Annotated in this window: 26 protein-coding genes; 8 read left to right on the top strand and 18 right to left on the bottom strand. The window is 63.4% G+C overall.

Translation table 11 applies throughout. The features are described from left to right. Positions 1–73 precede the first annotated feature (73 nt). The 4 genes from ppk2 to AC5Y5C_RS03895 are packed head-to-tail and all read right to left on the bottom strand — an operon-like array spanning position 74 to position 4293. The gene (ppk2, locus tag AC5Y5C_RS03910) at positions 74–940 is read right to left on the bottom strand and encodes a polyphosphate kinase 2 (RefSeq protein ID WP_499969135.1); all 867 of its coding nucleotides are present in this window, start codon (positions 938–940) and stop codon (positions 74–76) included. A gap of 58 nt (positions 941–998) precedes the next feature. After that, entirely contained in the window at positions 999–2528 is a 1530-nt protein-coding gene (locus tag AC5Y5C_RS03905; protein ID WP_499969134.1) for an aldehyde dehydrogenase family protein, read from the bottom strand. A 41-nt stretch (positions 2529–2569) separates the two neighbouring features. Next, positions 2570–3103 carry a mycothiol transferase gene (locus AC5Y5C_RS03900; protein WP_499969132.1) on the bottom strand — a complete coding sequence of 178 codons (534 nt, stop codon included), beginning with the start codon at positions 3101–3103 and terminating at the stop codon, positions 2570–2572. Further along, positions 3100–4293 carry an MFS transporter gene (locus tag AC5Y5C_RS03895; protein WP_499969363.1) on the bottom strand — a complete coding sequence of 398 codons (1194 nt, stop codon included), beginning with the start codon at positions 4291–4293 and terminating at the stop codon, positions 3100–3102. The genes AC5Y5C_RS03900 and AC5Y5C_RS03895 overlap by 4 nt, the downstream gene beginning before the upstream one ends. Positions 4294–4492: 199 nt before the next feature. Between AC5Y5C_RS03895 and AC5Y5C_RS03890 the strand changes: the two genes are divergently transcribed. The 4 genes from AC5Y5C_RS03890 to AC5Y5C_RS03875 all read left to right on the top strand — a co-directional run bounded on the left by AC5Y5C_RS03890 (position 4493) and on the right by AC5Y5C_RS03875 (position 7376). Then, positions 4493–4834 (top strand): ArsR/SmtB family transcription factor, encoded by a 342-nt coding sequence (locus AC5Y5C_RS03890; RefSeq protein ID WP_499969130.1) that lies wholly within the window; start codon positions 4493–4495, stop codon positions 4832–4834. A gap of 58 nt (positions 4835–4892) precedes the next feature. Beyond that, complete coding sequence (locus AC5Y5C_RS03885; protein ID WP_499969361.1) at positions 4893–5336, top strand: SRPBCC domain-containing protein; 444 nt, start codon at positions 4893–4895, stop codon at positions 5334–5336. Positions 5337–5660: 324 nt separating this feature from the next. Then, positions 5661–5825: a hypothetical protein gene (locus AC5Y5C_RS03880; RefSeq protein WP_109555886.1), complete on the top strand. Its 165-nt coding sequence runs from the start codon at positions 5661–5663 to the stop codon at positions 5823–5825. A gap of 39 nt (positions 5826–5864) precedes the next feature. Beyond that, entirely contained in the window at positions 5865–7376 is a 1512-nt protein-coding gene (locus AC5Y5C_RS03875) for an alpha,alpha-trehalose-phosphate synthase (UDP-forming) (RefSeq protein ID WP_499969129.1), read from the top strand. Here AC5Y5C_RS03875 and AC5Y5C_RS03870 read toward each other — a convergent pair. From AC5Y5C_RS03870 to AC5Y5C_RS03815, 12 genes are all read right to left on the bottom strand, one after another. Next, a complete protein-coding gene (locus AC5Y5C_RS03870; RefSeq protein ID WP_499969128.1) occupies positions 7373–7876 on the bottom strand; it encodes an Rv1363c family protein in 504 nt (167 codons plus the stop codon). The two genes, AC5Y5C_RS03875 and AC5Y5C_RS03870, sit on opposite strands and share 4 nt — an antisense overlap. Next, positions 7855–8571 carry an Rv1363c family protein gene (locus AC5Y5C_RS03865; RefSeq protein ID WP_499969126.1) on the bottom strand — a complete coding sequence of 239 codons (717 nt, stop codon included), beginning with the start codon at positions 8569–8571 and terminating at the stop codon, positions 7855–7857. The genes AC5Y5C_RS03870 and AC5Y5C_RS03865 overlap by 22 nt, the downstream gene beginning before the upstream one ends. Continuing rightward, positions 8568–10106, bottom strand: coding sequence for an MCE family protein (locus AC5Y5C_RS03860; protein ID WP_499969125.1), 1539 nt, complete (start codon positions 10104–10106; stop codon positions 8568–8570). Before AC5Y5C_RS03860 ends, AC5Y5C_RS03865 begins: the two co-directional genes overlap by 4 nt. Further along, positions 10106–11275, bottom strand: coding sequence for an MCE family protein (locus AC5Y5C_RS03855; protein ID WP_499969123.1), 1170 nt, complete (start codon positions 11273–11275; stop codon positions 10106–10108). The genes AC5Y5C_RS03860 and AC5Y5C_RS03855 overlap by 1 nt, the downstream gene beginning before the upstream one ends. Further along, the gene (locus AC5Y5C_RS03850; protein WP_499969122.1) at positions 11272–12678 is read right to left on the bottom strand and encodes an MCE family protein; all 1407 of its coding nucleotides are present in this window, start codon (positions 12676–12678) and stop codon (positions 11272–11274) included. Before AC5Y5C_RS03850 ends, AC5Y5C_RS03855 begins: the two co-directional genes overlap by 4 nt. Before the next feature lie 8 nt (positions 12679–12686). Next, a complete protein-coding gene (locus tag AC5Y5C_RS03845; protein ID WP_499969120.1) occupies positions 12687–13745 on the bottom strand; it encodes an MCE family protein in 1059 nt (352 codons plus the stop codon). A gap of 1 nt (position 13746) precedes the next feature. Next, a complete protein-coding gene (locus AC5Y5C_RS03840; protein ID WP_499969118.1) occupies positions 13747–14781 on the bottom strand; it encodes an MCE family protein in 1035 nt (344 codons plus the stop codon). Between the two features lie 2 nt (positions 14782–14783). Further along, the gene (locus tag AC5Y5C_RS03835) at positions 14784–15983 is read right to left on the bottom strand and encodes an MCE family protein (RefSeq protein WP_499969116.1); all 1200 of its coding nucleotides are present in this window, start codon (positions 15981–15983) and stop codon (positions 14784–14786) included. A gap of 7 nt (positions 15984–15990) precedes the next feature. Continuing rightward, positions 15991–16797, bottom strand: a complete 807-nt coding sequence (locus tag AC5Y5C_RS03830; protein ID WP_499969115.1) for an MlaE family ABC transporter permease — start codon at positions 16795–16797, stop codon at positions 15991–15993. A gap of 53 nt (positions 16798–16850) precedes the next feature. Beyond that, positions 16851–17618: an MlaE family ABC transporter permease gene (locus AC5Y5C_RS03825; RefSeq protein ID WP_499969113.1), complete on the bottom strand. Its 768-nt coding sequence runs from the start codon at positions 17616–17618 to the stop codon at positions 16851–16853. Positions 17619–17854: 236 nt separating this feature from the next. Continuing rightward, positions 17855–18760 carry a 3-oxoacyl-ACP reductase gene (locus AC5Y5C_RS03820; RefSeq protein ID WP_499969111.1) on the bottom strand — a complete coding sequence of 302 codons (906 nt, stop codon included), beginning with the start codon at positions 18758–18760 and terminating at the stop codon, positions 17855–17857. A gap of 95 nt (positions 18761–18855) precedes the next feature. After that, positions 18856–19047 carry a ferredoxin gene (locus tag AC5Y5C_RS03815; protein ID WP_499969109.1) on the bottom strand — a complete coding sequence of 64 codons (192 nt, stop codon included), beginning with the start codon at positions 19045–19047 and terminating at the stop codon, positions 18856–18858. A gap of 249 nt (positions 19048–19296) precedes the next feature. Between AC5Y5C_RS03815 and AC5Y5C_RS03810 the strand changes: the two genes are divergently transcribed. The 3 genes from AC5Y5C_RS03810 to AC5Y5C_RS03800 are packed head-to-tail and all read left to right on the top strand — an operon-like array spanning position 19297 to position 23127. Further along, positions 19297–20487: an acyl-CoA dehydrogenase family protein gene (locus AC5Y5C_RS03810; protein ID WP_499969107.1), complete on the top strand. Its 1191-nt coding sequence runs from the start codon at positions 19297–19299 to the stop codon at positions 20485–20487. A gap of 18 nt (positions 20488–20505) precedes the next feature. Then, on the top strand, positions 20506–21612 hold the full coding sequence (locus AC5Y5C_RS03805) for an acyl-CoA dehydrogenase family protein (RefSeq protein WP_499969105.1): 1107 nt from the start codon (positions 20506–20508) through the stop codon (positions 21610–21612). Positions 21613–21621: 9 nt separating this feature from the next. Then, complete coding sequence (locus tag AC5Y5C_RS03800) at positions 21622–23127, top strand: long-chain-fatty-acid--CoA ligase (RefSeq protein ID WP_499969103.1); 1506 nt, start codon at positions 21622–21624, stop codon at positions 23125–23127. 96 nt (positions 23128–23223) lie between these two features. Here AC5Y5C_RS03800 and AC5Y5C_RS03795 read toward each other — a convergent pair whose 3' ends face one another. Next, positions 23224–24339: an NAD(P)H-dependent flavin oxidoreductase gene (locus tag AC5Y5C_RS03795; protein WP_499969359.1), complete on the bottom strand. Its 1116-nt coding sequence runs from the start codon at positions 24337–24339 to the stop codon at positions 23224–23226. A 36-nt stretch (positions 24340–24375) separates the two neighbouring features. Next, positions 24376–26037: an acyl-CoA synthetase gene (locus AC5Y5C_RS03790; protein WP_499969102.1), complete on the bottom strand. Its 1662-nt coding sequence runs from the start codon at positions 26035–26037 to the stop codon at positions 24376–24378. A gap of 82 nt (positions 26038–26119) precedes the next feature. On the opposite strand from AC5Y5C_RS03790, the gene AC5Y5C_RS03785 reads away from it, so the two are divergent. Continuing rightward, on the top strand, positions 26120–26929 hold the full coding sequence (locus AC5Y5C_RS03785; protein ID WP_078290246.1) for a crotonase/enoyl-CoA hydratase family protein: 810 nt from the start codon (positions 26120–26122) through the stop codon (positions 26927–26929).

Genomic DNA, 26929 nt, shown 5'->3' with positions numbered 1-26929 from the left:
GCTAGTCCGGCGGGCGGGAGCGACGCGACCTCGGGGATCTGGAACCGGCGAGCGGAGCGACGCGACCTTGCGTCTAGTCCGTGAGCGCGCGTCCCAGGATCAGCGGATCGGCCTGCCCGACGATCTCGACGTCCTTGTCGTCGTAGTCGAATTTGCCCAGGACGTACCGCATCGCGTTGACACGGGCCCGCTTCTTGTCATTGCTCTTCACCACGATCCACGGCGCGTGATCGGTGTCGGTGAGCGAGAACATCTCTTCCTTGGCCTTGGTGTAGGCGTCCCACTTATCCAGGGAAGCCAAGTCCATCGGCGAGAGCTTCCACTGGCGTACCGGGTCAACCTGCCGGATCGCAAAACGCGTTCGCTGCTCGGCGGACGACACCGAGAACCACAGCTTGGTCAGGCTGATGCCGTCATTAACCAGCATCTGCTCGAAAAGTGGTGTCTGGTGGATGAATTCGGAATGCTGCTCGTCAGAGCAGAATCCCATGACCCGTTCAACGCCGGCACGGTTGTACCAGGACCGGTCGAAGAACACCATCTCCCCTGCCGCCGGCAGATGCGGGACATACCGCTGGAAGTACCACTGGGTGCGTTCGCGTTCCGTCGGCTTCTCCAGCGCGATGACGCGGGCACCACGTGGGTTGAGGTGCTCCATGAATCGCTTGATGGTGCCGCCCTTACCCGCGGCATCGCGGCCCTCGAAGAGGATGACGTGCCGGGCTCCGGTGCGCTTACTCCAGTTCTGGAGCTTGAGGAGCTCGATCTGCAGCAACCGCTTCTCCAGCTCGTACTGCTGACGGCTCATCCGCTCGTCGTAAGGGTAGTTTTCCCGCCAGGTGTCCACCACGACACCGTCAGGCGCAATGAGCACCGGATCGTCGTCATCATCATCGTCGACGGTGTAGCCCTGTGCGGCGGCGGTAATGGTCTCGGTCACCAGCGGAAACTATCCCCGGCAACCGTCCCCACGATGGACTGCGAGTGAACGGCTGGTGTCAGCGACGGAAGGGACGCAGGGCCTTATTCGAAAGTTTGGTGAGGCTCTTGAGCGCGACCGGAGCCAGCCAGCTCGGTCCGCTGTACCAAAGCGGCTCACTGGGCAGTGTTACCCGGGTGTCGACGACGGCCTCGGTGCGGCAGTACTTGAGCAGACCGCTGGCGCCCCCGAAGCGCGAGCCCATCCCGGAGCCCTTCCAGCCACCGTGCGGCGCGGTGAGACAGGACAGATTCATGATCACGTCGTTGATGTTGACAGTTCCGCAATCAAGTTGCAGCGCAATGCGTTCGGCACGCTTCCGGTCTTTGGACCAGACACTGGCGGAGAGCCCGTACTCACTGTCATTCGCCAGCGCAATGGCCTTGGATTCCTCGGAGAACCGCATGATCGGCAGAGTCGGGCCAAAGGTCTCCTCGCGCATGCAGTCCATGGAATGGTCCACATCGACCAACACAGTCGGAGCGTAGAACGTACCACCGCCCGGGACCCGCGCCCCGCCGGTGAGCGCCCGAGCACCCGCCGAAACCGCTTGGCGCACATGTCGGTCCACGATTTCGAGCTGATTCTCATCGATCATCGCGCCAACGCTGTGATCCATCCCGGCACCGATCTCCAGGCTCCGCACCTCGTCGACCACCAGATCGACGAACTGTTCGTAGATCGAGTCGTGCACATACACGCGCTCGACGGATACGCAGGTCTGGCCGGCGTTGAACATGGCGCCCCACACCGCTGCGTGCGCGGCCCGTTTGACGTCGGCATCCGACAGCACGAGCATCGGGTCTTTGCCGCCGAGTTCCAGGCTGACGGGGGTGAGGCGGCGCGCGGCGCGCTCCATGATCTTCTTGCCGGTGGCGGTCGACCCGGTGAATTGAATGAAGTCGACATTGTCGATCAGAGCCTCGCCCACCTCACGCGCGCCGTGGACGATCTCAAACACCGGCGGCGCCCCGATCTCCTCCCAGCCACGCGCGATGAGTTCATCGGCGAGCGGCGTCCGTTCCGAGGGCTTGAGCAGCACCGAGCAACCCGCCAACAACGCCGGAATTACGTCCCAATATCCAAGTGCGACAGGGTAATTCCAGGGCGAAATGACACCTACGACCTTGCGGGGCCGTTGATGCACTGTGATCTTCTTGGTGTTCATGGCGATCGACGACGCCGGTCGCGACTCGGGCGCCAAAAACTCCGCGGCACGCGGCGCGTAGTAGGCAATGATCGCGAGAATCGACGGAATTTCGATGCCCGCGTCGATCTTGGACTTGCCGGTCTCGGCGATCAGTTGGGCCTCGATGCGCGGCGTGTTGTCGGTCAGCCACTGTGCGAAGCGGGCCAGTACCTTGCCACGCCCCTCGGGACCGAGACGTTCCCACGACGGCTGCGCCTTCGCCAGTTGCGCGGTGATCACGGGGATATCCGAGGGATCGGTCCAGTTCACCTGCCCAACGACTTGCCCGTTCGCGGGATTGCGCACGTCGCGAGCGGTGCCATGGGCAGCAGTGGCGAAATTTTCAGACGTCGTTGTCATTAGAGGAGTCTAGGCACGAGGTGACCCACGTCGCATCCCTACTAGTTGGTTGGGACGATCCCGCGCAGGTAGGCAGCTTGGCCCAGATGCTGGGCGCAGTCGTCGATGATGCTGACCAACCGGGCACTCGCGGTGACCGGCGGATCCCAGTGTCTGTCGACGACGCGCGCGAGTTCGGCATCGGTAAGGCTCTCGACGTAGCGCAGCGTCATCTCATGTACGTCCTGGTAATAGCCGCTGAGTAATTCAGCCGTCGCGACAACCTTGGCCACGTCCTCCGGTGTGTGCCCGTAGCCGTTGGAGTCGGCGGGCAGGTCGAGGCCGAATCGCGGCTCCCAGCCCCGCGCCGTCCACAACGGCTCATCACCGGTGATCGCACAGATCTGCACATCCTGGCATCGGGCCGAATGCCAGATCAGCCAGGCGATGCTGTTCGCATCCGGCGCGGGGCGGTAGGTCAACAAGGAATCGGGAAGATCTCCGGTCACCTCGCCGACGTGTTCGATGATCCGAGTAAAGCTGTCACGCAATAGTTCCCGCGCCGACGCAGCTGCCACAGTATCGGTATCCGTCATGGTTTGACGGTACGCCCGGGCTTGGGCACCGCCTCGGCGGCAGGCACGGACGTCGCGAGCGCGCCAGCGGCACAGCCACAGATGAGCACGGCGAAGACCGGCAATACCAAAGCAGTGTTGAGGGACAGCGCATCGGCAAGCCAGCCGATGAGGGCCGGCCCACCCAGCACCGCGACGTATCCGGTCCCGACAACCCAGGAAAGGACCCGGCCCTCGTGTTGTTCGTCAATATTGCCCGCGACGGTGAACACCTGCGGGACCCCTCCGGCGAGCCCAAGGCCGACTGCCGCCCAACCTGCCATCGTGAGCGGCAACATCGGCGAGGCGATGACGATCAGCAGTCCGACCGCCGCCAGTGCACAACCCCACCGCAAGACCGGCACTCGCCCAATCCGTTCGACGAGCTTGTCCACAGTGAAACGGCCCACTGTCATGGCCGCCATGAATACCCCGAACGTGAACGCGCCCCACGAATGCGAGGCGCCCACGTGCTCTTGTGCGTGCAGGCTGCTCCAGTCCGTCGCAGATCCTTCCGAAAGCATCAGCAGCAGTGCCAGTACGCCGAGCATGAATACCTGGCCCCGGCGACAACTGACCGCGGGCGGCAGCGTGTACGGCACCGTGTCCGGTGCCTCCGCCTCGCCGGCACGAAGCTTGTCCCGTAACAGCACCGTGGCCGACGATCCGAGCACAGCCAGACACAGCACGGTGACGCCAAGAATGGTGACATAGACCGGTACATGCAGTGCAAACGCGACAGTTCCGATAGCCGCGCCCACCACGTTGCCGACGGAGAACACTCCGTGGAACGAGGCCATGATCGGTCGGCCGTAGAAGCGCTCGACGTCTACCGCGGCGGCATTCATCGCAACATCGGTGACGCCCACCGCGACGCCACATAGGAACGCGCCCAGTCCCGCGACCCACCCGTTGGTGGCGGATAGCGGAATATTGACGCCAAGCGCCATCGCGGCACCACCGGCGACGGCGATAGGTCCGCTACCGAACCGATCGACGAGCACCCCACTGAGGAGCATCCCCACCAGCGCACCGCCACCCAGGACCAGCACCACCAGTCCAAGCGCCGTCGAGGACATCCCGGCGGCCTGCTTCATGGTCGGCAGGTGTACGGCCCAGGTGGCCACCACGAGCCCGAACGATGCGAATACACCGATTACGGCAATCCGCATACGCAGCGGTTTCGTCAAGAAAAGGTCCTCACCTAGGGCATTGAGCCAATGATCGCGCGCCCACCACAATCTCGGCGAGCAGCACTCACCGGCACCTCTTGACCACAGTACTGACCATGGCCGTTCCGGGCCGCAGCGCCACATTGGCCGGCTAAACACATCCCTTGACATTCATATGATTGAGTGGTGATATGAATCCGTGGACGCCTTCGCAGTGATCGCCGATCCGACCCGACGCCGGATCATCGACACCCTGCGCGAAGGGGCGGCCGACGTCACGACACTGATCGAGCGGCTGGAGCTTTCACAATCCCTGGTGTCCAAGCACCTTGGCGTCCTGCGCGATGCCGGCACAGTTCGGGTGGAGATCGCCGGAAAACGCCGCGTCTACCACCTGGCCGACGATCCCCTGCCCGCCGTGCTGGCCTGGGTTACGCCCTATCACCGCAAGTGGGCCAACGCGTTCGATCGCCTGACATTTCTCATCGACAACGATTCAGACACCCGTGACAACAAGGAAAAAGAGGACAACCGTGACTAATCCCCTGGCCGCCACCCTCGCGCCGTGCGATGACCATGAGGGCAGATGGGTCCTCACCATGTCTCGCGAGTTAAGCCGTCCGCCGGAAGAGGTCTGGCCGTGGCTGATCGACCCCGACAGGTTGCGCCAGTGGTCGCCCGCCGTACCGGATCGGCCCTTGGATTCCGTGGGAGCCGCCCGGGTTCAGGAGACTGCCGCCGATCCGGTACTCGACGGCGAGGTGCTCACCGTCGACCCACCTCGTGAGCTGATCCATCGCTGGGGTCCGGACGACACCCTGCGCTGGCGAATCGAAGCCACGGAAACTGGCTGCCGGCTGACCCTCGAGCATTCGATGTCCGATCGCGGCAACGCCTCCGGGAATGCCGGCGGTTGGCACATCTGCCTGGACACCCTCACTCTCGCCGTTGACGGGAGACCGCGAGGGCGGGTAGTTGGTCTCGATGCCATGACACACCACTGGCAAGACCTGAATGACAGGTACGCGGCGATGCTCGGCTGAGCTCTCACAGAATTTGCGGACATGCTCCCGTTCGTACGGTCCCGCCCCGCCCGAGTCTGAATTTCACGACGTTTTTGCGGCAATAACCGTCGTGAGATTCAGACTCGGCGCGCGATTGCTTCAGCGCCTCAGCGAGCCGAGCAGGCTCAACCTCCCAGAGTGCTCAACCTCCCACAGTGATTGAATCCTCACTCCGGGGAAGAGCTCGATCGGCTCCACGTCAGCGGCCGCTTTCCGGGCGTTGTCACGCGCGGAGCAACCTCATCCAAGGACGTAGGCGTTCCTCATGTGGGCACTCGATGCAGCGTCGCCTAGAATGGGTGAATGCCAGCCAAGACCGAACCAGCCGCGATCGACGATATCGAGCCGCTGGCCGACGAGACTGCCCACCAGGCGCAGCGCGTCGTCGCCGCCTACGCGAACGATGCCGACGAGTGCCGCATGCTGCTCGCGATGCTGGGTATCGGGCCAACCAAGGTCGACGCGTAACTCGATACGTCTCCTCGCGATTGGTCCTGAGAACCAAACATGGTGCCTCCATCGGATGAGCGATCGCCGGTAGAGGCTGTCGCCGGCACGTCCGACTTCGTCGTCGTCGCCAACCGCCTCCCGATCGACCTGGTCAAGCTGCCCGACGGGTCCACCACGTGGAAGCGCAGCCCTGGCGGGCTCGTCACCGCGATGGAGCCGCTGCTGCGCAAGCGCCGCGGCGCCTGGGTGGGCTGGCCCGGAGTTCCCGACGTAGACGTCGACCCCGTCTCCGAGGACGACATGGTGCTGTACTCGGTACGCCTCTCCACCGAGGAGGTCGCCGAGTATTACGAGGGCTTCTCCAATGCCACCCTATGGCCGCTGTATCACGATGTGATCGTCAAGCCGGAGTATCACCGAGAGTGGTGGCAGGCCTACGTCGACGTGAACCGCAAGTTCGCCGAGGCGACGGCCGCGGTCGCCGCCGACGGTGCGACGGTATGGGTCCAGGACTACCAGTTGCAGCTGGTACCCAAGATGCTGCGCATGCTGCGTCCGGATCTGACGATCGGCTTCTTCCTGCACATTCCGTTTCCGCCCGTGGAGCTGTTCATGCAGATGCCGTGGCGCACCGAGATCGTGGACGGCCTGCTGGGCGCCGACCTCATCGGTTTCCACCTGGCAGGCGGCGCCCAGAACTTCATGTACCTAGCACGAAGGTTGGTGGGTGCCAGCACATCTCGCGCGTCGATCGGCGTGCGCTCGCGGTTCGGTGAAATCCGGGTGGGCTTCCGCACAGTAAAGGTGGGCGCCTTCCCCATCTCGATCGATTCGACGCAGCTCGACAGCGTTTCCCGTAGTAAGCAGATCCGTCAGCGCGCCAAGGAGATTCGCGCCGAGCTCGGCGGTCCGCGCAAGATCCTGCTGGGTGTGGACAGGCTCGACTACACCAAGGGCATCGACATCCGGCTGCGCGCCTATGAAGAGCTGCTCGCCGAGGGCCGCGCCAGCAGCAGTGACACCGTCTTCATCCAGCTCGCCACGCCCAGTCGCGAACGTGTCGACAGCTACAAGAAGATGCGTGGCGACGTGGAACAGCAGGTGGGCCACATCAACGGAGAGTTCGGCGAGGTGGGGCACCCGGTAGTGCACTACCTGCATCGGCCGGTACCGCGTGAAGACCTCATCGCCTTCTTCGTCGCCGCCGACGTCATGTTGGTAACACCCCTGCGCGACGGCATGAACCTGGTGGCCAAGGAGTACGTCGCGTGCCGCAGCGATCTGGGCGGCTCGCTCGTGCTCTCCGAATTCACCGGAGCCGCAGCTGAATTGCGCCAGTCCTATCTGGTCAATCCACACGATATCGACGGCGTGAAGGACGGTATCGAGTCGGCACTCAACCAGGCCCAAGAAGAAGGGCGGCGCCGGATGCGGGCGCTACGCCGTCAGGTGCTCGCTCACGATGTGGATCGGTGGGCGCGTGCGTTCCTGGAGGCGCTTTCGACACCAGCCACCGGCGATTCGATCGCACCGGAACAGCCGGCGGTGTTGGGCGGCGAGCCCCTCTAGAGCGGCGTGATGTAGGAGATCAACCACTTGTCTCCGGAGCGCGTGTAGTCCACCTGAATCGATGAGGAGTCGTACACAGGGGTGCGTGACTGGTCGGTGATGGTGCGATTCATATACACCACCACTTGCGCCGAGTCTCTATGTGCAGCAATGATTCCAGTGCCCACGACACTGGTCTGGCTGACGATCTTGCGCTGCTTGGCTTGCGGGATGATTTCCCTGTTGGCCTTGTCTTCGAACTCACGCCGGTACTCGGGGGTCAACCCTGCGTACTGTTCGTCGAGGCTGCGCTCGACGGTCTGATAGTCGTATCCAAAGATGCTTCCGACCTGCTTGCCTGCCTGCTTGATCAACGTCTCACCCGCGGCCCGGCTGGCGACCGTCTCGACCCTGTGCCAGTACATGCCGCCGGCCACGGCAGACAACCCGACCACGGCCAGCGCCACAGCGGCCACGAAAGTTCTTGTCAGCCAGCGCATCAGCTCTGCCCGTCCGGCCATCGCAGGTCATATGCGGTCATGTTGCCCTGCTGATCCTCGGCGACGATCATCCGCATGCGGTACGACTTGGAAGGCTCGTTGACCCCCGAGTCGGCGTTGGTGAGCGTGACACGGGCGGAGATGAGTATCGACGCCTTCTTGCTTATCTCGTCGACACTCTCCAAGCTCGCCTTCTTGATCACCACCTCCGAACTGGTCCCGGTTTGGTGGTACAACGCCTTGAGATTGGCGGTGTTGTCGGGGTTGAACGTGCCTCGCAGCGGTCCGCTGGTGCTGTTGACGAACTGGTCGACGTTCTTGTCGATGCTGTCCTGGCTATAGGTCATCATATTCGTCACCGTCTGCACGGCGGTGTCGACGAAACGCTGATCACGCGCGGCCCTGAGATCGTCGCGGTGCTGAGCACGCCCCATAAGCGCCAGCCCCACCCCCAACGCGCCGATGAGCACCACCGCGAGCACCGCCGCCGCCCACGCCACTGCGCGCGCGTTCCCCGGTCGACGGGAGTCGGCAACGGAGGGCTCAGGTTTCGACCGGACCTCGGTGCGCCCCAGGGACACACTGATCGGCTCGACGCCGACCTCACTGGTCGGGCCGGCCGGCCGGGCCGCCCGACGCCGGGTTGCCTGTGCTGAGCCGCCTATGCGAACAGCGTCAGGTCGCGATGACGTGGTCGTCGTCTCTTCTTCGGTCATACCGGCTTCGGTCCCAACATCAGATCTGCCCATGTCTCCGCCTCGCTACCACGGTCCAGCGCGGGCGCGTACACGCTCGGCTGATTGTTGGCATCAAGGAACACACCATTCTTCGGATCGTAGGCACGTGTGGCCATCGGCGCAGATTTCGCCGCCACCGGCATCACATCACCACCGGCCGGCGGTGCTTCCAGAGCCTGTGGAGGCGGCGGAGGCGGCGGAGGCAGCGTCGGAGTGCCTGGATCCGGCTCGGCGTCCGGCGGTATGTTCGGGAATTTGTTGGGCGGCAAGATGTTCCGTGGATCCTCCACCGGGGTGCCGTACGGAGCAGGCGGGCCACGCCACGGGTTGCTGCCAATCGGCACGTATCCGCGTGGGTCGCGGCACAGCTGAATGGTCGGCGCCCGCTTACCGGGGAACTCCTGGCACGGGTAGTTGCGCGCACCGCGCACCGCGCTGGGATCGTTCTGGGCCGTCTTGCAGTACATGTCATTGGGCAGCTCGCGCAGGGTCTCGTCGGCCGGGGTGCGCATCAGCGGCGCCGGCACGAAACCGGTCAGGCACGGCGGCGGGTCGCCCAGGTTCAGCCTGAAGTCCAGCTTCGCACCCTCGTCCATCGGCGCACCCCCGGCGACGGTCAACAGCGCCGAGAACAGCGCCGGCAGGATCACCAACGACTGTTCGATCGACTTGTTGTAGATGACGCCGACACGACCCAGATTGGCCAGGCTCGCCGCAAGTACCGGGAACGACGGCCGGATACCCGCGAAGAGTTCGGACGCTTCCTCGGCGGCACCGGGCGCCACTGTGAGGAACTGCCGCAGCTGCGGGTCAGCCTTCGCGAAATGCTCAGTCAATGCCGCCAGGCTGGAGACAGATCCGCGGATGTTGTCACCACTACGAATCTGGGCGTCCAGCAGCGGCCCCACCTGATCGATCAGCTTGGTGGTGCTGTCGTAATTGGTGTTGGCCTCTTGGATCAGCAGCCGCGACGAGTCGATCAGCCGGGAAAGTTCCTGACCGGATCCGTTGAACGCCTTGAACGCCTCGGCCAGCACCTCTCGCAGTCGGGTGTCCGCGACAGTGTTCACGAGACCGTCTGCCTGGCGCAGCAGGGTAGAGACGTCGGTGGGTATGGAGGTGCGATCGGCACCGATGACATCACCTTGCCGCAGGCTCCCCACGGCACCCGTCGGGGGCGGCACCAGATCTACATACTGCTCACCGATGGCGGACACACTCTTGACGACCGCCCGCACATTGCCCGGCACCTTCACATTGTCGTTGAGCCGCATCCTGGCGGTAACGCCCTCGGGAGTCAGCTCGACATCGGTGACACGGCCGATCTGTACACCGCGGAACGTGACGTTCGCATTCTGATACAGACCACCCGAGGCAACGAATTGCGCCTTCACATCATGGTTTCCGATGCCAAGTGCCGTCGGCACCCGCAGATAGAAGATCGCCATCAGCGCGACGCTGACCACCGTGACGGCCGCGAAAATCGCCAGCTGTATCTTGATCAACTTTTCCATCAGCGGCCACCGCCCTGCGGTGCGGCAGGAGCTGCAGGCGCAGGCAAATCGAACGGGCTGGTCTCCTTGCCGTTCAGGTTGGCCATGGACCCGATGAGCCATTCCGGCGGGTTCACCACGTCGTTGAAGTGCTGCATGTTCGGATCGAAGAAGGATGTGGTGAACAGCGTTTCACCGAGACGCCGTGCGGTGAGGTCAAATGTCACGAAGACGTTCAGGTAGTCGCCGCGCACCGCGTTCCGCAGATACTTGGTGCTGAACGGGAACGTGGGCAGCAGGTCAAGGCTGTCGATCAATACGTCACGGTTCTCTGCCAGCGCCCGAACCACCGGGTACAACCCCTTGAGATCGGCGACGATGTCTCCCTTGGTGGTCCGGAGCACCCGGTCGGTGATCTTCGCGAGGTTCCCCACCGATCGGAACGCCTCGATGATATTGGCGCGATTCTCGTTGAGCACCTTCAGCGCTGGTTCGATGGAATCGATTGCGCGCCCGAGGCTTTCCTTGTGCTCGGCCAGTACTCGCGAAAACTTGTCGATGCCCTCGATGGCGGAGATGATGTCGTTCCGCTGAGAGTTCAGTGACGAGATGAGCGTGGCGAGCTTGGGCAGTACCTGGGTCAGGTTTCCGGTGCGGCCCTTGAACAGGTTGTACGTCTCGTCGGTGATGTCTTGTAACGCACCGAGGTTGCCCTTATTGACCACGACGGACAGCGCAGATAGCACCTCTTCGGTGCTGGGGTACTTACCGGTCCGGCTCAGGGGGATGGTGGATCCGCCGACCAGCCGGCCCACCCCGGGTTCCCCGGAGGGGGCCGATAGCTCGATGTGCTGTGAGCCGAGCAGGCTGGTCTGGGCGACCTTCGCGACGGCGTTGGCCGGCAGCTGCACGTCCGGCCCCAACGACACCTTGACTCCGGCATACCAAGAACCATCCGGCTTCTGGAATGCGTCGATACCCGACACACTGCCCACGGTCACGTCGTCCACCATGACCGGAGAGTTCTGCGGCAGCGTGGTGACATCGGGCAGCTCGACGGTGATGGTGTAAGACCGCGAGCCATGGCCGGCCGTACCGGGCAGATTCAGCGAGTTGAGCCCGTTGAACTGGCATCCGCTCGTCACGACCGCGACACCGATCACCATGGCGCGTAGTCCGTTCCGACTCATCGCGGACCTCCCGGGGTGGCCGGTGGTGCGGGTTCGTCCGCGGCGGCGGGGAAGCCCGGCGGCACCGGACCCGGCTCGGCGGGGCGCAGCTCCGTGCCCGGAGGTGGCGGCGCGTTGATCTCCTCGGGCCCCAGCATCAATGCACTGAGGTCCTGCGGCGACGGCTTCGGCGGCGGCGGTGCGCCATTGGGCCGAACCCACACCAGGTCCTCGCGGGGCGCCTCGGACTTCGCCTCGGTCTCGGGGGTGTCGTAGATGATCTGTCCCTTGTACGCCGAAATCTGGTTGATCGGGTGCAGCAAGATCGGGGCGTAGTTGAAGGTCGCGCGGCGCAAGACGGGCCCCATGCGTTCACGGCAGATCTCGGCCCGCTTCAAATACTCGGTCTTGGTGCCCGTTTCGAACACACCACCGCAGATGAACTGCACCGGGTTGGCCAGGTTCGGAATCGAGAGCATGCCGTTCAACGTGCCTGCCGCGGGGTTGTAGATGTTGTAGAAGTTGGCCAGACCGTTGGGCGCGACGTGCAGGATCTGTTCGACGTCATCGCTCTGGTCGGAGAAGATCTTCACGAAGTCACTCAGCTTGTTCACCGAATCAACGAGCGCAGAGTTGGTGTCTCCCAGGAAACCCCGTACATCGGTGAGTGCCTGATTGAGTGCGCCCAGGGTGGCGCCGAGGTTCTCGGTGCTGGCTGCCAGTACCTTCGACACCGAGGCTAGGTGCGTGCTGAACTGCACGATCTGCTCATTGGAATTCGCCAACGCGTCCACCAGCACCTGCAGGTTTTTGATGGTGCCGAACAGATCCGTGCGCGAGTCGCCGAGACGCCCCGCCGCTTGCGACAGCTCGCGCACCGCGCGCCGGAACGAGTCGCCATTACCGTCGAAGGTGCTTGCCGCCTGGTTGATGAAATCGCTTACCGGCCCCTTGGATTCACCTTGCGGTCCCAAGCTGTCGCTGAGCTTGGCCAGCTCGGTCTTGACCTCGTCCCATTCGATCGGAATGGCGGTCTTGTCCAGCCCCAACGAGGCACCGTCGGCAAGGGCCTGCCCCTCGGTGTACGCCGGGGTCAGCTGAACGAATCTGGCGGTCACCAGATTCGGAGCCATGATGATTGCCTGCGCACCCTCGGGCACTTTGAACTTGTCCGGGAGCTCCATGGTGACCTTGACGTCACCCTCGCGGGGCTCGACGGCGCTGATGCGCCCGGCCTTCACCCCGAGAATCCGTACGTCATCACCCGGGTACAAACCGACGGCCGACGCGAAATGTCCGACAATCTTGTAGGTTCCGCGGCTGGGCCACACCCAGTACAGCAAGCCACCCACAAGTGCCACGGCGAGCATCGCGTAGACACTCTTCTGGATCCAGGGTTTGAAGCGATTCGATTGTGTGGTCATGTGTGTTGTCATGGCGATTTCGGCCTCATGACTTGGCGTTCGCCGATCAGACCGTTCAGGTAGTCCGAGAGGCTGGCGGGCAGCTTGCCGGGCTGGAAGTAGGTATCGAACATGACGGCGGTCAGTGTCGCGGGCGGGAAGCCGTAGACGTTGACGTGGAAGCCCGGTCCCGAGGACACCACCTCGCCGAGGGCGGTGCCGTATCCGGGTAGACGCTTGAGCGCCTCACTGATATGCGCCTTTCGGTCCAATAGATCGTCGAGCACGAGGTTCAGTTTCTCCATGGTGGGCCGGAACTCTTGGCGGTTGTCGGCCACGAATCCACTGATCTGCTGCGAGAGACCCTGCACACGATTGATCAGCTCGCTGATGGCCAGGCGCCGCTCGTCGAGCGCGGCAAACAGTTGATTGCCATCGGTGACAAGCTTGTTCACCTGCCCGGCACGCTCGGAGAGAATCCCACTCACCGACTTGGCCCGGTTCAACAGCTGTTCGAGCGCGGCATCGCGGTCGTTCAGCGTGCGTGAGAGCGAGGCGACTCCGTCCAGGGCGCCGCGCAGTTGCGGGGTGGCATCACGCATTGCGTCGGTGATTACTTGCAGCGACTGGTCAAGCTGCGCCTTGTCTATCCCGCCCGCCGATGCGCCCAGATCGCTCAGTGCACTGTTGAGCGTGTACGGAGTTCTGGTGCGGCCCAATGGAATTTCGGTGATACGACCCGATCCGGACGGCGTCACCGACAGCGATTTCTCACCCAACACGGTGGTGGTCCTGATTGCGGCCAGCGACTGGTCACCCAGGCGGATCGAGCGATCCACGGTGAAGTCCACGCGAACCTTGTTGCCCGCCAAGGACACATCCTTGACCTGGCCTACCTTGATGCCCGAAACGAAGACGTTGCTGCCCGGCTCCAGGCCTCCGGAGTCCGCGAAGAATCCGGTGTACTGCCGGCCCTGCGGCCAGAACGGCAGACCCGTGTAGCCGAATGCCACCAACACCAGCATCGCCACCACGGCGATGCCGAAGATTCCGGTACGTACCAGATCTTTCTCTGTACTGCTTGCCATGTCACTCATTTTTGAAGGCACACCTGCCCTTCGATGGGTCCGGCGGTCCACCAAACGGGATCAACCAGTCGGTTCCGACGGGTCCGTTGACCTTGATCCGGATGGAGCAGTAATAGATGTTGAAGAACGATCCATAGGCACCAAGAGCGTTGAGCCGCAGATAGTTCTCGGCCAGGTTCTCCACGACGACATTGATGTCGGCCTTACGCTCGTCCATCCGGGTTGCCAGCTGGCGCGTCTGCTCGATAGTGCCCTTGACATACGGGCGAGTGTCCTGGAGCACCGATTCCAGTGATGAGGCCGTAGAGGCGAGCGGTGGTAACGCTCCGGCGACCACATCACGCTGTTGCGCCAATCCGGAGACAAGCTGCTGCAGCTGGTCGACGCTCGATGAGAACTGGCTGCTCTTCGAGTCGAGGGTGCCCATCACGTCGTTGAGGTGATTGATCACGTCCCCGATCAGCTGATCGCGTTCGGCCAACTCTGAGGTGAATGAGGATGTGTCGCCGAGCAACTGGGAAAGCGTTCCCCCTTGTCCCTGCAGGATCTGGATGAACGCGTTGCTGATCTCGTTGACCTTCGCGGCGTCGAATCCCTTGAGTACGGGCCGAAGACCGCCGAGCAGTGCATCCAGATCGAGAGCGGGCTGGGTGTGCTCCTTATCCAGCGTTCCTCCGTCGGGCAGCTTGCGCAGCTCTCCGGGGCCCGACGAGATCTCCAGATACCGGTCACCGACCAAGTTCTCGTATCTGACGATCGCCCGGCTGGAGCTGTAGAGCTGATACTTCGAATCGACATCGAAGGTGACCTCGACAGTGTTGTCCGGATTGAGCGATACGCCCTTGACACGACCGACCGGCACGCCGGCAATGCGGACTTTTTGACCGGACCGCAAGTCGGATGCCGTGGTAAAGATGGCGTGATACCGCTTACCAGAACCGAATCGGAACTCACCGAAGGTGATGATCAGTCCCGCCGCCACCAGCAGCATCACCACGGTGAAGACGATAACTTTGAGCCGCGTCCCTGTCTTCATAGTTAGAACTCACTTCGCTTCGCGAAGGCGCCGTTGTAGAGATACTGCAGAGTGTCGGGAGCGTTGACTTGCAGCTCCTCCAACGGCTTGTACGGGATGTACGCGTTGTCGGTCACCAGGAAGGGCGATCGGTACCACGACCCATTTTGCGCCTTCGTAGGAATATTCGGCAGGCCACGACAGTTGGGGCCGCCGGATCCGTTCACGATGGGCAGGCTGTCCGGATAGGTGTACACCGGCGCGCCGAGCGGAAAGCTGTTACTCAGAAATAGGCCGGGCCGCACACCGCCGATGAGCGGGGTGAAAGTCACCAAAGCCTTCGAGATCGCCTGCAACGTGCATGGAATCTCCGGCGAGTATCGACCGAGCAGCGTGGCGGGGGCGCGCAACCGTTGCAGCGCTGCGGTGAGGTCCTTCTCGGCAGGGGCCAAGGTTTCATATCCGTTGTTACCCAGCCCAATTGCCGCGAGGAGCGTGGCCTTGAGATCCTGCTGTTGATCCACGATGGTGCGGCTCAGCGTCGGCAGATTGTCGAGGATGCGCACAATATTGGGCGCGGCATCGCCATAGATCTGGCCCACCTGCCCAGCCTTCCGGAAATCCTGTTGCAGGGTAGGAAGTTTGGGATTCAGTTGATCCAGGTACTGGTCGAGCTCGACGAGGCCCTGCCCGAAATTGTCGCCGTTTCCGCGAAGGCCTTCGCCGAGGGCAGTGAACGTGGCGTTGAGGCTCACCGGGTCCAACCTGCCGAGCAGTCGGGTCAGGTTCTCGAACACTGTGTTGACTTCCAGGGCCACCGCCTCGGCGGTCACCGTCGCCCCCGGCCTCAGCGACGATCCCGACGGCTGTTGCGGGGCAAGAAATTCCACCGACTTCGCGCCGAAGACGGTAGTCCCCGCGATGCGGACCGTGGCATTGGACGGAATCAGCCGCAGGTCCCCGGCATTGACCGCGAGCTCCAGCTTGGCCTGTTCGTTGGCATAGGAGATCGACTTGACCTTGCCGATCTGCAGTCCATGGAACTTGACCTTGCCACCCTCTTCCATCACCAGGCCCGCACGGGGCGAGACGACGGTGATGTGCTTGGTGTCGGCGAAGGCGTCGTTGTACGCCAGGTAGGTCAGCACAGTCAGCGCCACCAACACGGCGGCAAGCACCGTGCCGGCTAGCCGGACGGACCGGCGCGACGAGTCTCCTGACATGTGGTTCCTAGCCCGAGAGATTGAAGTTGCCGGACCCGCCGTAGACGGCAAGTGAGATGAACAGGGTGACAAGCACAACCACGATGAGGGAGGTACGTACGGCCTGGCCGACCGCGACCCCCACACCCACCGGGCCGCCGGAGGCATTGAATCCGTAATTGGTGTGCACGAGCATCACGACCACCGACATGACGATCGCCTGCAAGAACGACCACAGCAGATCGGTGGGCACCAAGAAGGTGTTGAAGTAGTGGTCATATACGCCCGGGGACTGGCCGTTGATCATCACCGTGGTGGCGCGCGACGCGAAGAACGCTGCCAGCACCGACAGCGAATACAGCGGGACGATGGCGATCAGCCCGGCCACCAAGCGGGTGGACACCAGATACGAAACCGCGTGAACCGCCATGGTTTCCAGTGCGTCGATCTCCTCCGAGACCCGCATCGCGCCGAGCTGGGCGGTCGTCCCGGCGCCGATCGTCGCCGCCATCGCGATGCCCGCCACCACCGGCGCGATGATGCGCACGTTCAGGAATGCGGACAGGAAGCCGGTGAGCGCCTCGATACCGATATTGCCCAGCGAGGAGTAGCCCTGCACCGCGATGACGCCTCCGGAGGCCAGGGTGAGAAAGACGGCGACACCGACCGTGCCCCCGATCATCACCAGGGCACCCGTGCCCATGGTGATCTCGGCGAGCACCCGGATGGTTTCCTTGCGGTACTTCGTCAGCGCCGCAGGGATGTAGCTCAGCGACTGCGCGTAGAAAAGTGCCTGCTCGCCGAATTTGTCGAACGAGCGTCCCAGACCACGCATATACCGAACGGTATAGGAGGTCACTGTGTGCGTCGAAAGATAAGGTCCGGCCACTAGTGTTTCACCAGGACCCGCACACCGATGGCCGTCATGACCACGTTGATGACGAACAAACAAATGAAGGCGTAGACGACGGTTTCATTGACCGCATCGCCGACACCCTTGGGGCCGCCCTTGACGGTGAGCCCGCGATAACAGCCGACAAGACCGGCGAAGACGCCGAACAGGAAGGCCTTGATCTCCGAAATCATCAGCTCGCCGAGGCCGGTGAGCACCGTCAGACCGTTGATAAAGGCACCCGGGTTGACACCTTGCAGGAAGACCGAGAATACGTAGCCGCCGACCATGCCGATGGCGCATACGAGGCCGTTCAGCAGCAGCGCCACAAACGTCGACGCCAGCACCCGCGGCACCACGAGCCGCTGAATCGGGTCGATGCCCAGCACCTGCATCGCGTCGATTTCCTCGCGGATGGTGCGGGCACCCAGGTCGGCGCAGATCGCCGTGGCCCCTGCGCCTGCGACGACGAGCACCGTGACCACGGGCCCGAGCTGCGTCACCGTGCCGAAGGCCGTCGCTGCTCCGGACAGGTCCGCCGCACCGATCTCGCGCAGCAAGATGTTGAGGGTGAAGGCGACCAGGACCGTGAACGGGACGGCGACCAGGAGCGTCGGCAGCAACGAGACCCGCGCGATGAACCATGTCTGATCCAGGAATTCCTGCCCCTGGAACGGGCGGCGGAACATGTTACGGAACGTGGCCAACGACATGGAGACGAAGCCGCCGACGGCGCGCGCCGGCGCCGCGAGCTGCTGCTTCAACCTTTGCTCCTGTCTCACACATCCCGGTACTGCCGGAGACCCGCCCCCATGATCCGGTTAACGATCGACGTGTACCTACCACGCTGTGAGGCGCATCATATTAACGAGAAAAAATTCTTAGTGTCAATTCATGCACGGGCAGGCAAATCGCACGCCGCGTCCACTTTGTCCTGGGATTTTGATGCGATAAATAGAACGGGTTCTATTTAGGATCGCACCGCCAACCTCGGCGTTGCTTAATCTTCGGCCATCAGTGCGATCGCGGAAAACGTGCGCTTGGGGTCGTGTCCAGCAAAGAAATCAGCAAGGGCCGAATTGAGAGCCGACGGATCCCAAGCACCGGAATCCGCAGTGAACTTCGCCTCTACAGTAGGCGCCGCCAACAAGGTAACGGTCGGTCCGTACACGATGAACAGTTGACCGTTCACCGCCTCCGCCGCGGGCGAGGCCAGGTAGCGCACCAAAGTCACGACATGTTCCGGGGAGAGAGGGTCGATCGAGTCCTCGGGTGCGTCGCCGAAGACGTCCGCGGTCATCGCCGTACGAGCGCGTGGGGCGATGGCATTGGCCCGCACCCCGTAGCGGCCCAGAGCTCGCGAGGCCGACAACGTCAGCGCGGTGATGCCGGCCTTGGCGGCGCCGTAGTTGGCCTGCCCCTCCGGCCCCAGCAGGCCGGCTTCAGACGACGTATTGATGAGGCGGCCGTACACCGGTGCGCCCGCGGCTTTCGACGCACCGCGCCAGTAGGTGGCCGCGTTACGAGTCAGCAGGAAGTGGCCGCGCAGGTGCACGTGGATGACGGCGTCGAATTCCTCGTCCGACATGTTGAAGAGCATCCGGTCGCGCGTGATACCCGCGTTGTTGACCACGACATGCAGACCGCCGAGCGATTCAGCGGTGGAAATCAGCTCATCGGCAGTCGCGCGCTCACCGATGTCACCGGCGACGGTCACACCCTTGGATCCCACCGCAGCGATCTCATCGAGCACATCGCTGCGCTCCAGGGCGGGCGCGATGTCGTTGACGACGACGGTCGCCCCCGACCGGGCCAAGCCGATCGCCTCGGCGCGGCCGAGTCCCGCGGCGGCTCCGGTGACAATGGCGACGCGGCCACTCAGGTCGGCATCAGCAATCGCGCTCATATACAAATTTCCCTTCAGTCCCATGCTTTCGACGCACCCCATCGCGCCGGCTCCGCTCAGTCGAGCGCGGGCGGGCCGGTGATTTACGAATGCCTCTAGTCTTTGCGAATCAATGCGGCGCGCGGGCACTCCGCGATCGCCTGCTCGACCAGATCTTCCTGACCGGCCGGTACTTCCTCTTGCAGGATGACTACATAGTCGTCGTCATCGACGTCGAACACCTCCGGAGCGATCCCGAGACATACCAAGTTGCCTTCGCAACGGTCAGGAACTACACCAACACGCATTGGAAACCTCTTTCCGGCGCTGTGTGACGCCTCAAAGCTCAGAGAGCCGAGCCGTACATCTATGGGCTGTATCGCCAGACTACGACACGTGACCCACGACACAACCCTGGTGACGCCAGGATTTCTGGGCTGAATTTGTGCCGTGGCGTCGCGTCTGGACTCCCTAGACTAGAACGTGTTACAACTCTTGTGTCAACGTGGGTCGCACCTGAGGGCCACGACAGCCGACGGGCAGCAGAAGGAACACACATGCATATCGCCTACACGCCCGAACAGGAAGAGCTGCGCCGTGAGCTACGCGCGTACTTCGACAAACTGCTGACACCGGAGCGACGCGAGGCCCTCGCGTCGAATCAAGGCGAGTACGGCAGCGGCAACGTCTACCGCGAGACCGTCGAGCAGATGGGTGCCGATGGCTGGCTCGCCCTGGGCTGGCCCAAGGAGTTTGGCGGCCAGGACCGTTCGGTGATGGATCAGCTGATCTTCACCGACGAGGCCGCGATCGCCGGCGCCCCGGTGCCGTTCCTGACAATCAACAGCGTCGCGCCGACGATCATGCATTTCGGCACCGACGAGCAGAAGAAGTTCTTCCTGCCGAAGATCGCCGCGGGCAAGCTGCACTTCTCCATCGGTTACTCCGAGCCGGGAGCCGGCACCGACCTTGCCTCGCTGCGCACTTCGGCCGTCCGTGACGGCGATGACTACATCGTCAACGGCCAAAAGATGTGGACCAGCCTCATCGAGTATGCCGACTACATCTGGCTGGCGGTGCGTACCAACACCGAGGTGAAGAAGCACCGCGGCATCTCGATGCTCATCGTGCCCACCACGGCCGAGGGCTTCTCGTACACCAAGGTCCGCACCATGGCCGGCCCCGGCACCAGCGCCACCTATTACCAGGATGTGCGTGTACCGGTCACGAGCCGGGTCGGTGAGGAGAACGCGGGGTGGAAGCTGGTGACCAATCAGCTGAACCATGAGCGGGTGGCGTTAGTTTCATCGGCGCCGATCATCACGGCGCTGCGCGAGGTGCGCGAGTGGGCCCAGAACACCAAAATTCCCGGCGGGGATCGGTCGGCCCGGATCATCGACTCGGAATGGGTGCAGCTGAACCTGGCGCGGGTGCACGCCAAGGTCGAATACCTCAAGCTCATCAACTGGGAACTGGCCTCCGACACCGACGCCGCTCCCTCCCCCGCCGACGCCTCCGCCACCAAGGTCTTCGGCACCGAGTTGGCCACCGAGGCGTATCGCCTTCTCATGGAGGTTCTTGGGACCGCGGCAACGCTGCGTCAAGACTCCCCGGGCGCACAGCTGCGCGGCCGCGTCGAGCGGATGCACCGGGCTTGCTTGATCCTCACATTCGGCGGCGGTACCAACGAGGTTCAACGCGACATCATCGCGATGACCGCCCTCGGCCAGCCCGCGGCGACACGCTAGAGAAGGACATACAAGACCATGGATTTCTCCCTTACCGAGGCACAGACCGATCTGGCCGGCCTGACCCGCACTATCGCGTCGGCGGTCAGCACGCCGGACCGTCAGAAGGAACTCGACAAGCAGGACAGCCGGTTCGACTGGCAGCTGTGGACCAAGTTGACCGAGGCCGACATTCTGTCCACGGCGGCACCGGAGTCGTTGGGCGGCGGCGGTTTCGGCGTGCTGGAACAGTCCTCGATTCTTGTGGAACTAGGCCGTGAACTCGCGGCGGTGCCGTACCTCGAGTCGGTGGTGCTAGCAGCCGGGGCGCTCGCCGCATTCGGTTCCGAAGCGCTGCAGAATGATTGGGCCGCACCCGCTGTGGCCGGCAAGAAGGTGCTGACCATCGCGCTGGACGGTGAACCGGGCGAAGGTCCGGTGGTCGCCCGCACGCTGTCATCGCCGGGAGCCGGTTACGTGCTCACCGGCAATCGCGTCCTGGTGCCGTATGGCGTGGAGGCCGACGCGTACCTGGTGCCGGCCGAGACCGAGACCGGTACCGCGGTGTTTCTGGTGGCCGCCGACGACGCCGGCGTCACCCAGGAGGCGTTGCGCACCACGGGTAAGGACAGCTCCGCGGAGCTCATCTTGTCCGAGGTCCCCGTTCCGGCCGACCGCAAGGTCGGAGGCATCGAAGTGGTCCAGTGGCTGCGCCTGCGGGAATCCCTGGGCCACAGCGCTTACCAGCTCGGAGTCCTGGAGCGGGCCCTGGAGCTGACCGCCGACTATGCGCGTACCCGCGAGCAGTTCGGCAAGCCGATCGGCGGCTTCCAGGCGGTGGCGCAGCGGCTGGCCGACGGGTATATCGACGTCAAGGGTCTGCGCCTGACGCTGTGGCAGGCCGCGTGGCGGGTGTCGGAAGACTTGCCTGCCGATATCGACGTGGCGACGGCGAAGTTCTGGGCCGCGGACGCGGGGCATCGTGTCGCGCACACCGCGGTGCACGTGCACGGCGGAGTTGGCATCGACGAGGACCACCCGGTGCACCGTTACTTCCTGGCCGCCAAACGGGGCGAATTCGCCTCGGGCAGCGCGACGGAGCAGTTGCGCCGCATCGGCCGCGAGCTTGCCGACACACCTGCCTAGTATCGAGTGGTGAGTACTACCCCGGAAGACGCAACGGTCACTCAGCTGCTGGCGAGCCTGGCCGATGTCGAGGACCGGGGGCTGCACTTCGAAGGATCGTTTACCTCCTGGCGTGATCATGTGGTTGAAAGTCGCCGTCTGGCTTCGGTATTGCGTGCACGCCTGAATCCCTCGAGGCCGCCGCATATCGGTGTGATCCTGGAAAACACACCGGGGTTCGCGCGCCTGCTTTCCGCGGCCGCATTGGGTGGTCTGGTGCTGGTGGGCCTGAACTCAACACGACGCGGATCGGCATTGCAGCGCGATATCGAGCTCGCCGACTGCCAGTTCGTCATCACGGATGAGTCCGATACCGTTGCCGAGCCACAACATCCGATGATCGAGATCGCGGCCGTGCGTCCCGACGACCTGTTTATGCTCATCTTCACCTCGGGCACGAGTGGGGATCCCAAGGCCGTCCAGATCACCCACGCCAAGGTGGCCTCTGCCGGAATCATGCTGTCGTCACGGTTCGGTCTCGGCCCCACGGACGTCTGCTACCTCTCGATGCCGATGTTCCATTCCAATGCGGTGTTGGCCGGGTGGTCGGTGGCTGTCGCGGCGGGTGCCTCAATCGCACTGCGGCGCAAGTTCTCCGCATCGGGTTTCCTCGACGACGTCCGCACGTACGGGGCAACGTATGCGAACTACGTCGGCAAGCCCATGTCGTATGTGCTGGCGACACCGGAACAGCCCGACGATGCCGAGAACCCGTTGAAGATCATGTACGGCAACGAGGCCGCCGCCGGCGATATCGATCGATTCGCGAAACGGTTCGGCGCATTCGTCGTCGACGGATTCGGCTCGACAGAGGGTGGTATCGCCCTGGGGTGGGCTCCGGGTACGCCACCGGGGGCAATCGGGCCACTGCCTGCCGACGTCCGCATCCTGGACATCCAGACCGGAGAGCCTTGCCCCCCTGCAGTTTTCGATGCCAGCGGTAAGGTGGTCAATGCCGCGGAGGCAACCGGCGAGCTGGTGAACATCGCCGGCCCCGGCCGGTTCACCGGTTACTACAAGAATCCCGAGGCCGATGCCGAACGCATGGTGGGTGGCAAGTACCGCAGCGGTGACCTCGGTTATGCCGACGAGAACGGATACGTGTACTTCGCCGGGCGCCTGGGCGATTGGCTGCGTGTCGACGGCGAGAACCTCGGCACTGCTCCCATCGAGCGGGTGCTGCTGCGTCACCCGGATATCACCGAGGCCGCCGTCTACGGCATCCCCGACCCCACCGTAGGCGACCGGGTGATGGCAGCGCTGGTGGTACGCAATGGATTCGATGCGTCCGAACTCGGCGAATTCCTGCTCGCCCAAGAAGATCTCGGCCCCAAACAATGGCCCTCATTTATCAGGGTGAGCCAGAATCTGCCACGTACCGCGACCTTCAAGGTGATCAAGCGACAACTGTCCGCGGAGGCCCTGGAGACCAGCGACCCGCTGTGGGCATTGGCCGACGGCACCTACGTCCGCTAGCACCCCACAGGGCCGCCGAGTCTGCGTTTCACGGCGGTTTTGTGCCAATTTCCGTCGTGAAACGCAGACTCGAGCGTTCGGGAACGGTGCGAATCCCTAACCGCGGATCTGGTTCAGCCTGTCGACCGTGCTCTCGAAACCTGCCACCAGATCGGCGACGATCTCTGCGGTGGGCCGAATCTCGTTCATCCGTCCCACGATCTGTCCCGCCGGGAAGCAGACCGTCTCCGGGTCGTGCGCACGATTCATCCGCTCGTGTGCGCCGCTGACGAGAATGTTCTGCAGCGGCATCGGCAGTGGCGTCGGCGCGTCCTCGGCATCCCAGGCCTGCGTCCATTTGGTCTTCAAGAGCCGCGCGGGTTTCCCGGTGTAGATGCGTGTGCGCACGGTGTCACTGGAGGTCGCCTTCAGCAGCGCCTGCTGCACCACGGAATCGCCGCCGGCAGTCACGGTTCCGAGGTCGTACTCGGCCGCGGTCAGCCAGATCGAGCCGGTCCATACACCCGAGGCACCCAGCGCCAGGGCCGCGGCGGCCTGCCTGCCACTGCCGATGCCGCCGGCCGCCAGCACCGGGGCGCTGCCGCCAAGCGCGTCCACGATCTCCGGCCAGAGCACCATGGATGCCACATCACCGGTGTGCCCACCTGCCTCATAGCCCTGGGCCACAACGATATCGACGCCGTTTTCGACATGCCTCTTGGCGTGTTCGGCCTTACCTGCCAGCGCTGCGACCGGCACACCATGCTCATGCGCCTGGTCGATGACATCCTTCGGTGGCGAGCCAAGTGCGTTGGCGATCAGTTTGATCGGATGTTTGAGCGCCACCTCCACATGCGAGCGTGCCACCGAATGCAGCCAGCCCAATACGCCGGCCGACTCGCGTTCGCCTGGCAGCGGCGGCACACCTAGGTCGGCAAGCGTCTTCTCCACGAAGTCCTTGTGTCCCTGCGGAATCAGCTTGTCGATATCCAGCGCGGTGCCCTCGGTGGGCACCTTGGCCGGCATCACGATGTCGACACCGTACGGCTTGCCGTCCGTGTTCTGGTCCATCCAGTTCAGAACCGCGTCCAACTCGTCGGGATCGTTGAAGCGGACACAACCGAGCACGCCCATGCCGCCCGCGCGGCTGATGGCGGCGGCAACCTTCTCTGACGGTGTGAAACCGAATATGGGGTAACGGATTCCAAACCGCTCGCACAGATCGGTGTGCATGGATGAGCCGCTTGCGCGAAGACCGTCAGACATGGCTCAGGCTCCCGTGTTGACGTGCTTGGTGTTCACAAGATCGGCAAGCCTGCCTTCGGAAGTCTCCTTGGCCCAGCGGTAGTCGGCCTTGCCCGCGGGGTTGCGCTTGACGGTGTCCACAATCCAGACACTGCGTGGCACCTTGTATCCGGCGATCTCCTTGCGCGCGTGGTTGTCCAGCTCCTCGAAGGTGAGCTCCACACCGTCGCGCACGGCGATCACGGCGCCCACATGCTGGCCCCACTTCTCGTCGGGCACACCGACTACAACCGCGTCGAACACGGCGGGGTGTCCCTTCAGGACGCTCTCGACCTCCTCGGGAAACACCTTCTCGCCGCCGGTGTTGATCGACACCGATCCGCGGCCCAGCATCGTGACGGTGCCATCGGCTTCGACGGTGGCCCAGTCGCCCGGGATCGCATACCGCACGCCGTTGAACGTCTTGAACGTCTCGGCGGTCTTCTTCTCGTCCTTGAAATATCCGACCGGAATGTGGCCACTCTTGGCGATGAGGCCGCGCACCCCGGAACCAGGCTGAATCGGGTTGCCATCCTCATCGAGAACCGTTGTGGTGGAGCTTATTTTGACAGTTGGACCACCGGGGTGCATCTGCCCCTTGGTGACGGTGGACAGGCCACCGGTGCCGGTCTCGGATGCGCCGATCGCATCGGTGATCACCCGGTTGGGCAGCAACTCGAGGTAGCGCTCCTTGACCGTCTGCGAGAACAATGCGGCACTGCTGGCCAACACCCACAGCGAAGACAGATCGCGTGCGCGGCCCGTCTCGGTGTCCAGTGCGTCGATGAGCGGCCGGCCAATGGCATCCCCGGCGAAGAACAACATGTTGATCTTGTGCTTCTCGATGAGTTCCCACACCTCTTCGGGGTTGAACTCGGGCGCGAGCACCGTGGTCCGTCCCTGGAACAGGGCCATGAAGGTCGCCGCCTGGGTAGCACCGTGGATCATGGGCGGAATCGGGAAACCAATGAATGGTGCGGCCTCCGCACCCTGCTTGGCTAGGTCCCACTCACCCTCGATGTACTCACCGGTGACGTAGTTGATGCCGCCGAACAGCGAGCGGTAGATGTCCTCGTGGCGCCACATCACGCCCTTGGGGAAGCCGGTGGTGCCCCCGGTGTAGATCAGGAAGATGTCATCGGGGCTGCGCTCCCCGAAATCGCGCTCCGGGGATCCCTGCGCGAGGGCATCCGCGAACGCGACACCGCCGTAACTGCGGAAGTCCACGCCCGCGCCGTCGCCCCCGTCTTCTACGACGATCACGGTCTTGACGTTCGTCGTGCTGGGCAGGACGTTCGCAACCTTGTCGCTGTAGCGACGCTCGTGCACGAGAGCAACCATGTCGGAGTTCTCGAACAGGTAGTGCAACTCGGCTTCGACGTACCGGTAGTTCACGTTGACCGAGATCGCGCGGATCTTGACGATGGCCGTGAGCGCCACGACGATCTCGATACCGTTCCGGCAGTAAAGGCCCACCTTGTCGCCCGGGCCTACGCCCTGGCTCTGCAGGTAGTGCCCCAACCGATTGGACTGCTCTTCAAGCTCGGCATATGTCAGCTTTCGATCGCCAGAAATGATGGCAACACGATCGGGCATAGTGTCGACTGAATGCTCTATGAGGTCGGCAATGTTAAGGGCCATGTCCATAAATTAGAACGTGTTACATTTTTAGACAAGCCCCGGCCCCGTTGCAGGGGTTCCTCTTGGACGGAAACACGGAGGAAAGACCATGACCGAGACAGTGACCGAGCAGGACGCACCCCATGCTCTGGTGGAGTTACGCGACCACGTGCTGATCGTGACGATGAACCGTCCGCATGCACGCAACGCCCTCTCCGGGGAAATGCTGGAGATCATGACCCAGGCCTGGGACCGCGTCGACAACGATCCCGAGGTTCGGGTCTGCATCCTGACCGGCGCCGGCGGGTACTTCTGTGCCGGAGCCGACCTCAAGGCCATGAACAAGCGTGCCCCGGGTGATCAATTCTCCGACGGCAGCTACGACCCCTCGGTCATCCCCGGGCTTCTCAAGGGCCGCCGCCTGACCAAACCATTGATCGCCGCGGTGGAGGGACCGGCAATCGCCGGCGGTACCGAAATTCTGCAGGCCACGGATATCCGCGTCGCCGGCGAGAGTGCCAAATTCGGTGTCTCCGAGGTCAAGTGGAGCCTGTATCCGATGGGCGGATCGGCAGTACGCCTCCCCCGCCAGATCCCGTACACCGTCGCCGCCGACATTCTGCTGACCGGACGGCACATCAAGGCTCCCGAGGCCAAGGAAATCGGACTCATCGGGCATGTGGTCCCCGACGGGCAGGCGCTGGAGAAGGCCCTGGAGCTGGCGGCGATGATCGCGGCGAATGGACCTGTCGCCGTTCAGGCCGTGCTCAAGACGATCCGTGATTCGGAGGGCCTGCACGAGAACGAGGCGTTCAAGGCCGATACCAAGGTGGGCATCGGCGTGTTCACCAGTAACGACGCCAAAGAGGGCCCACGCGCCTTCGCCGAGAAGCGCGCCCCCAACTTCACCGGGACATAA

Source organism: Mycobacterium sp. NGS15 (assembly GCF_059813245.1).
This window is presented reverse-complemented; position numbering and strand designations above follow the sequence as displayed.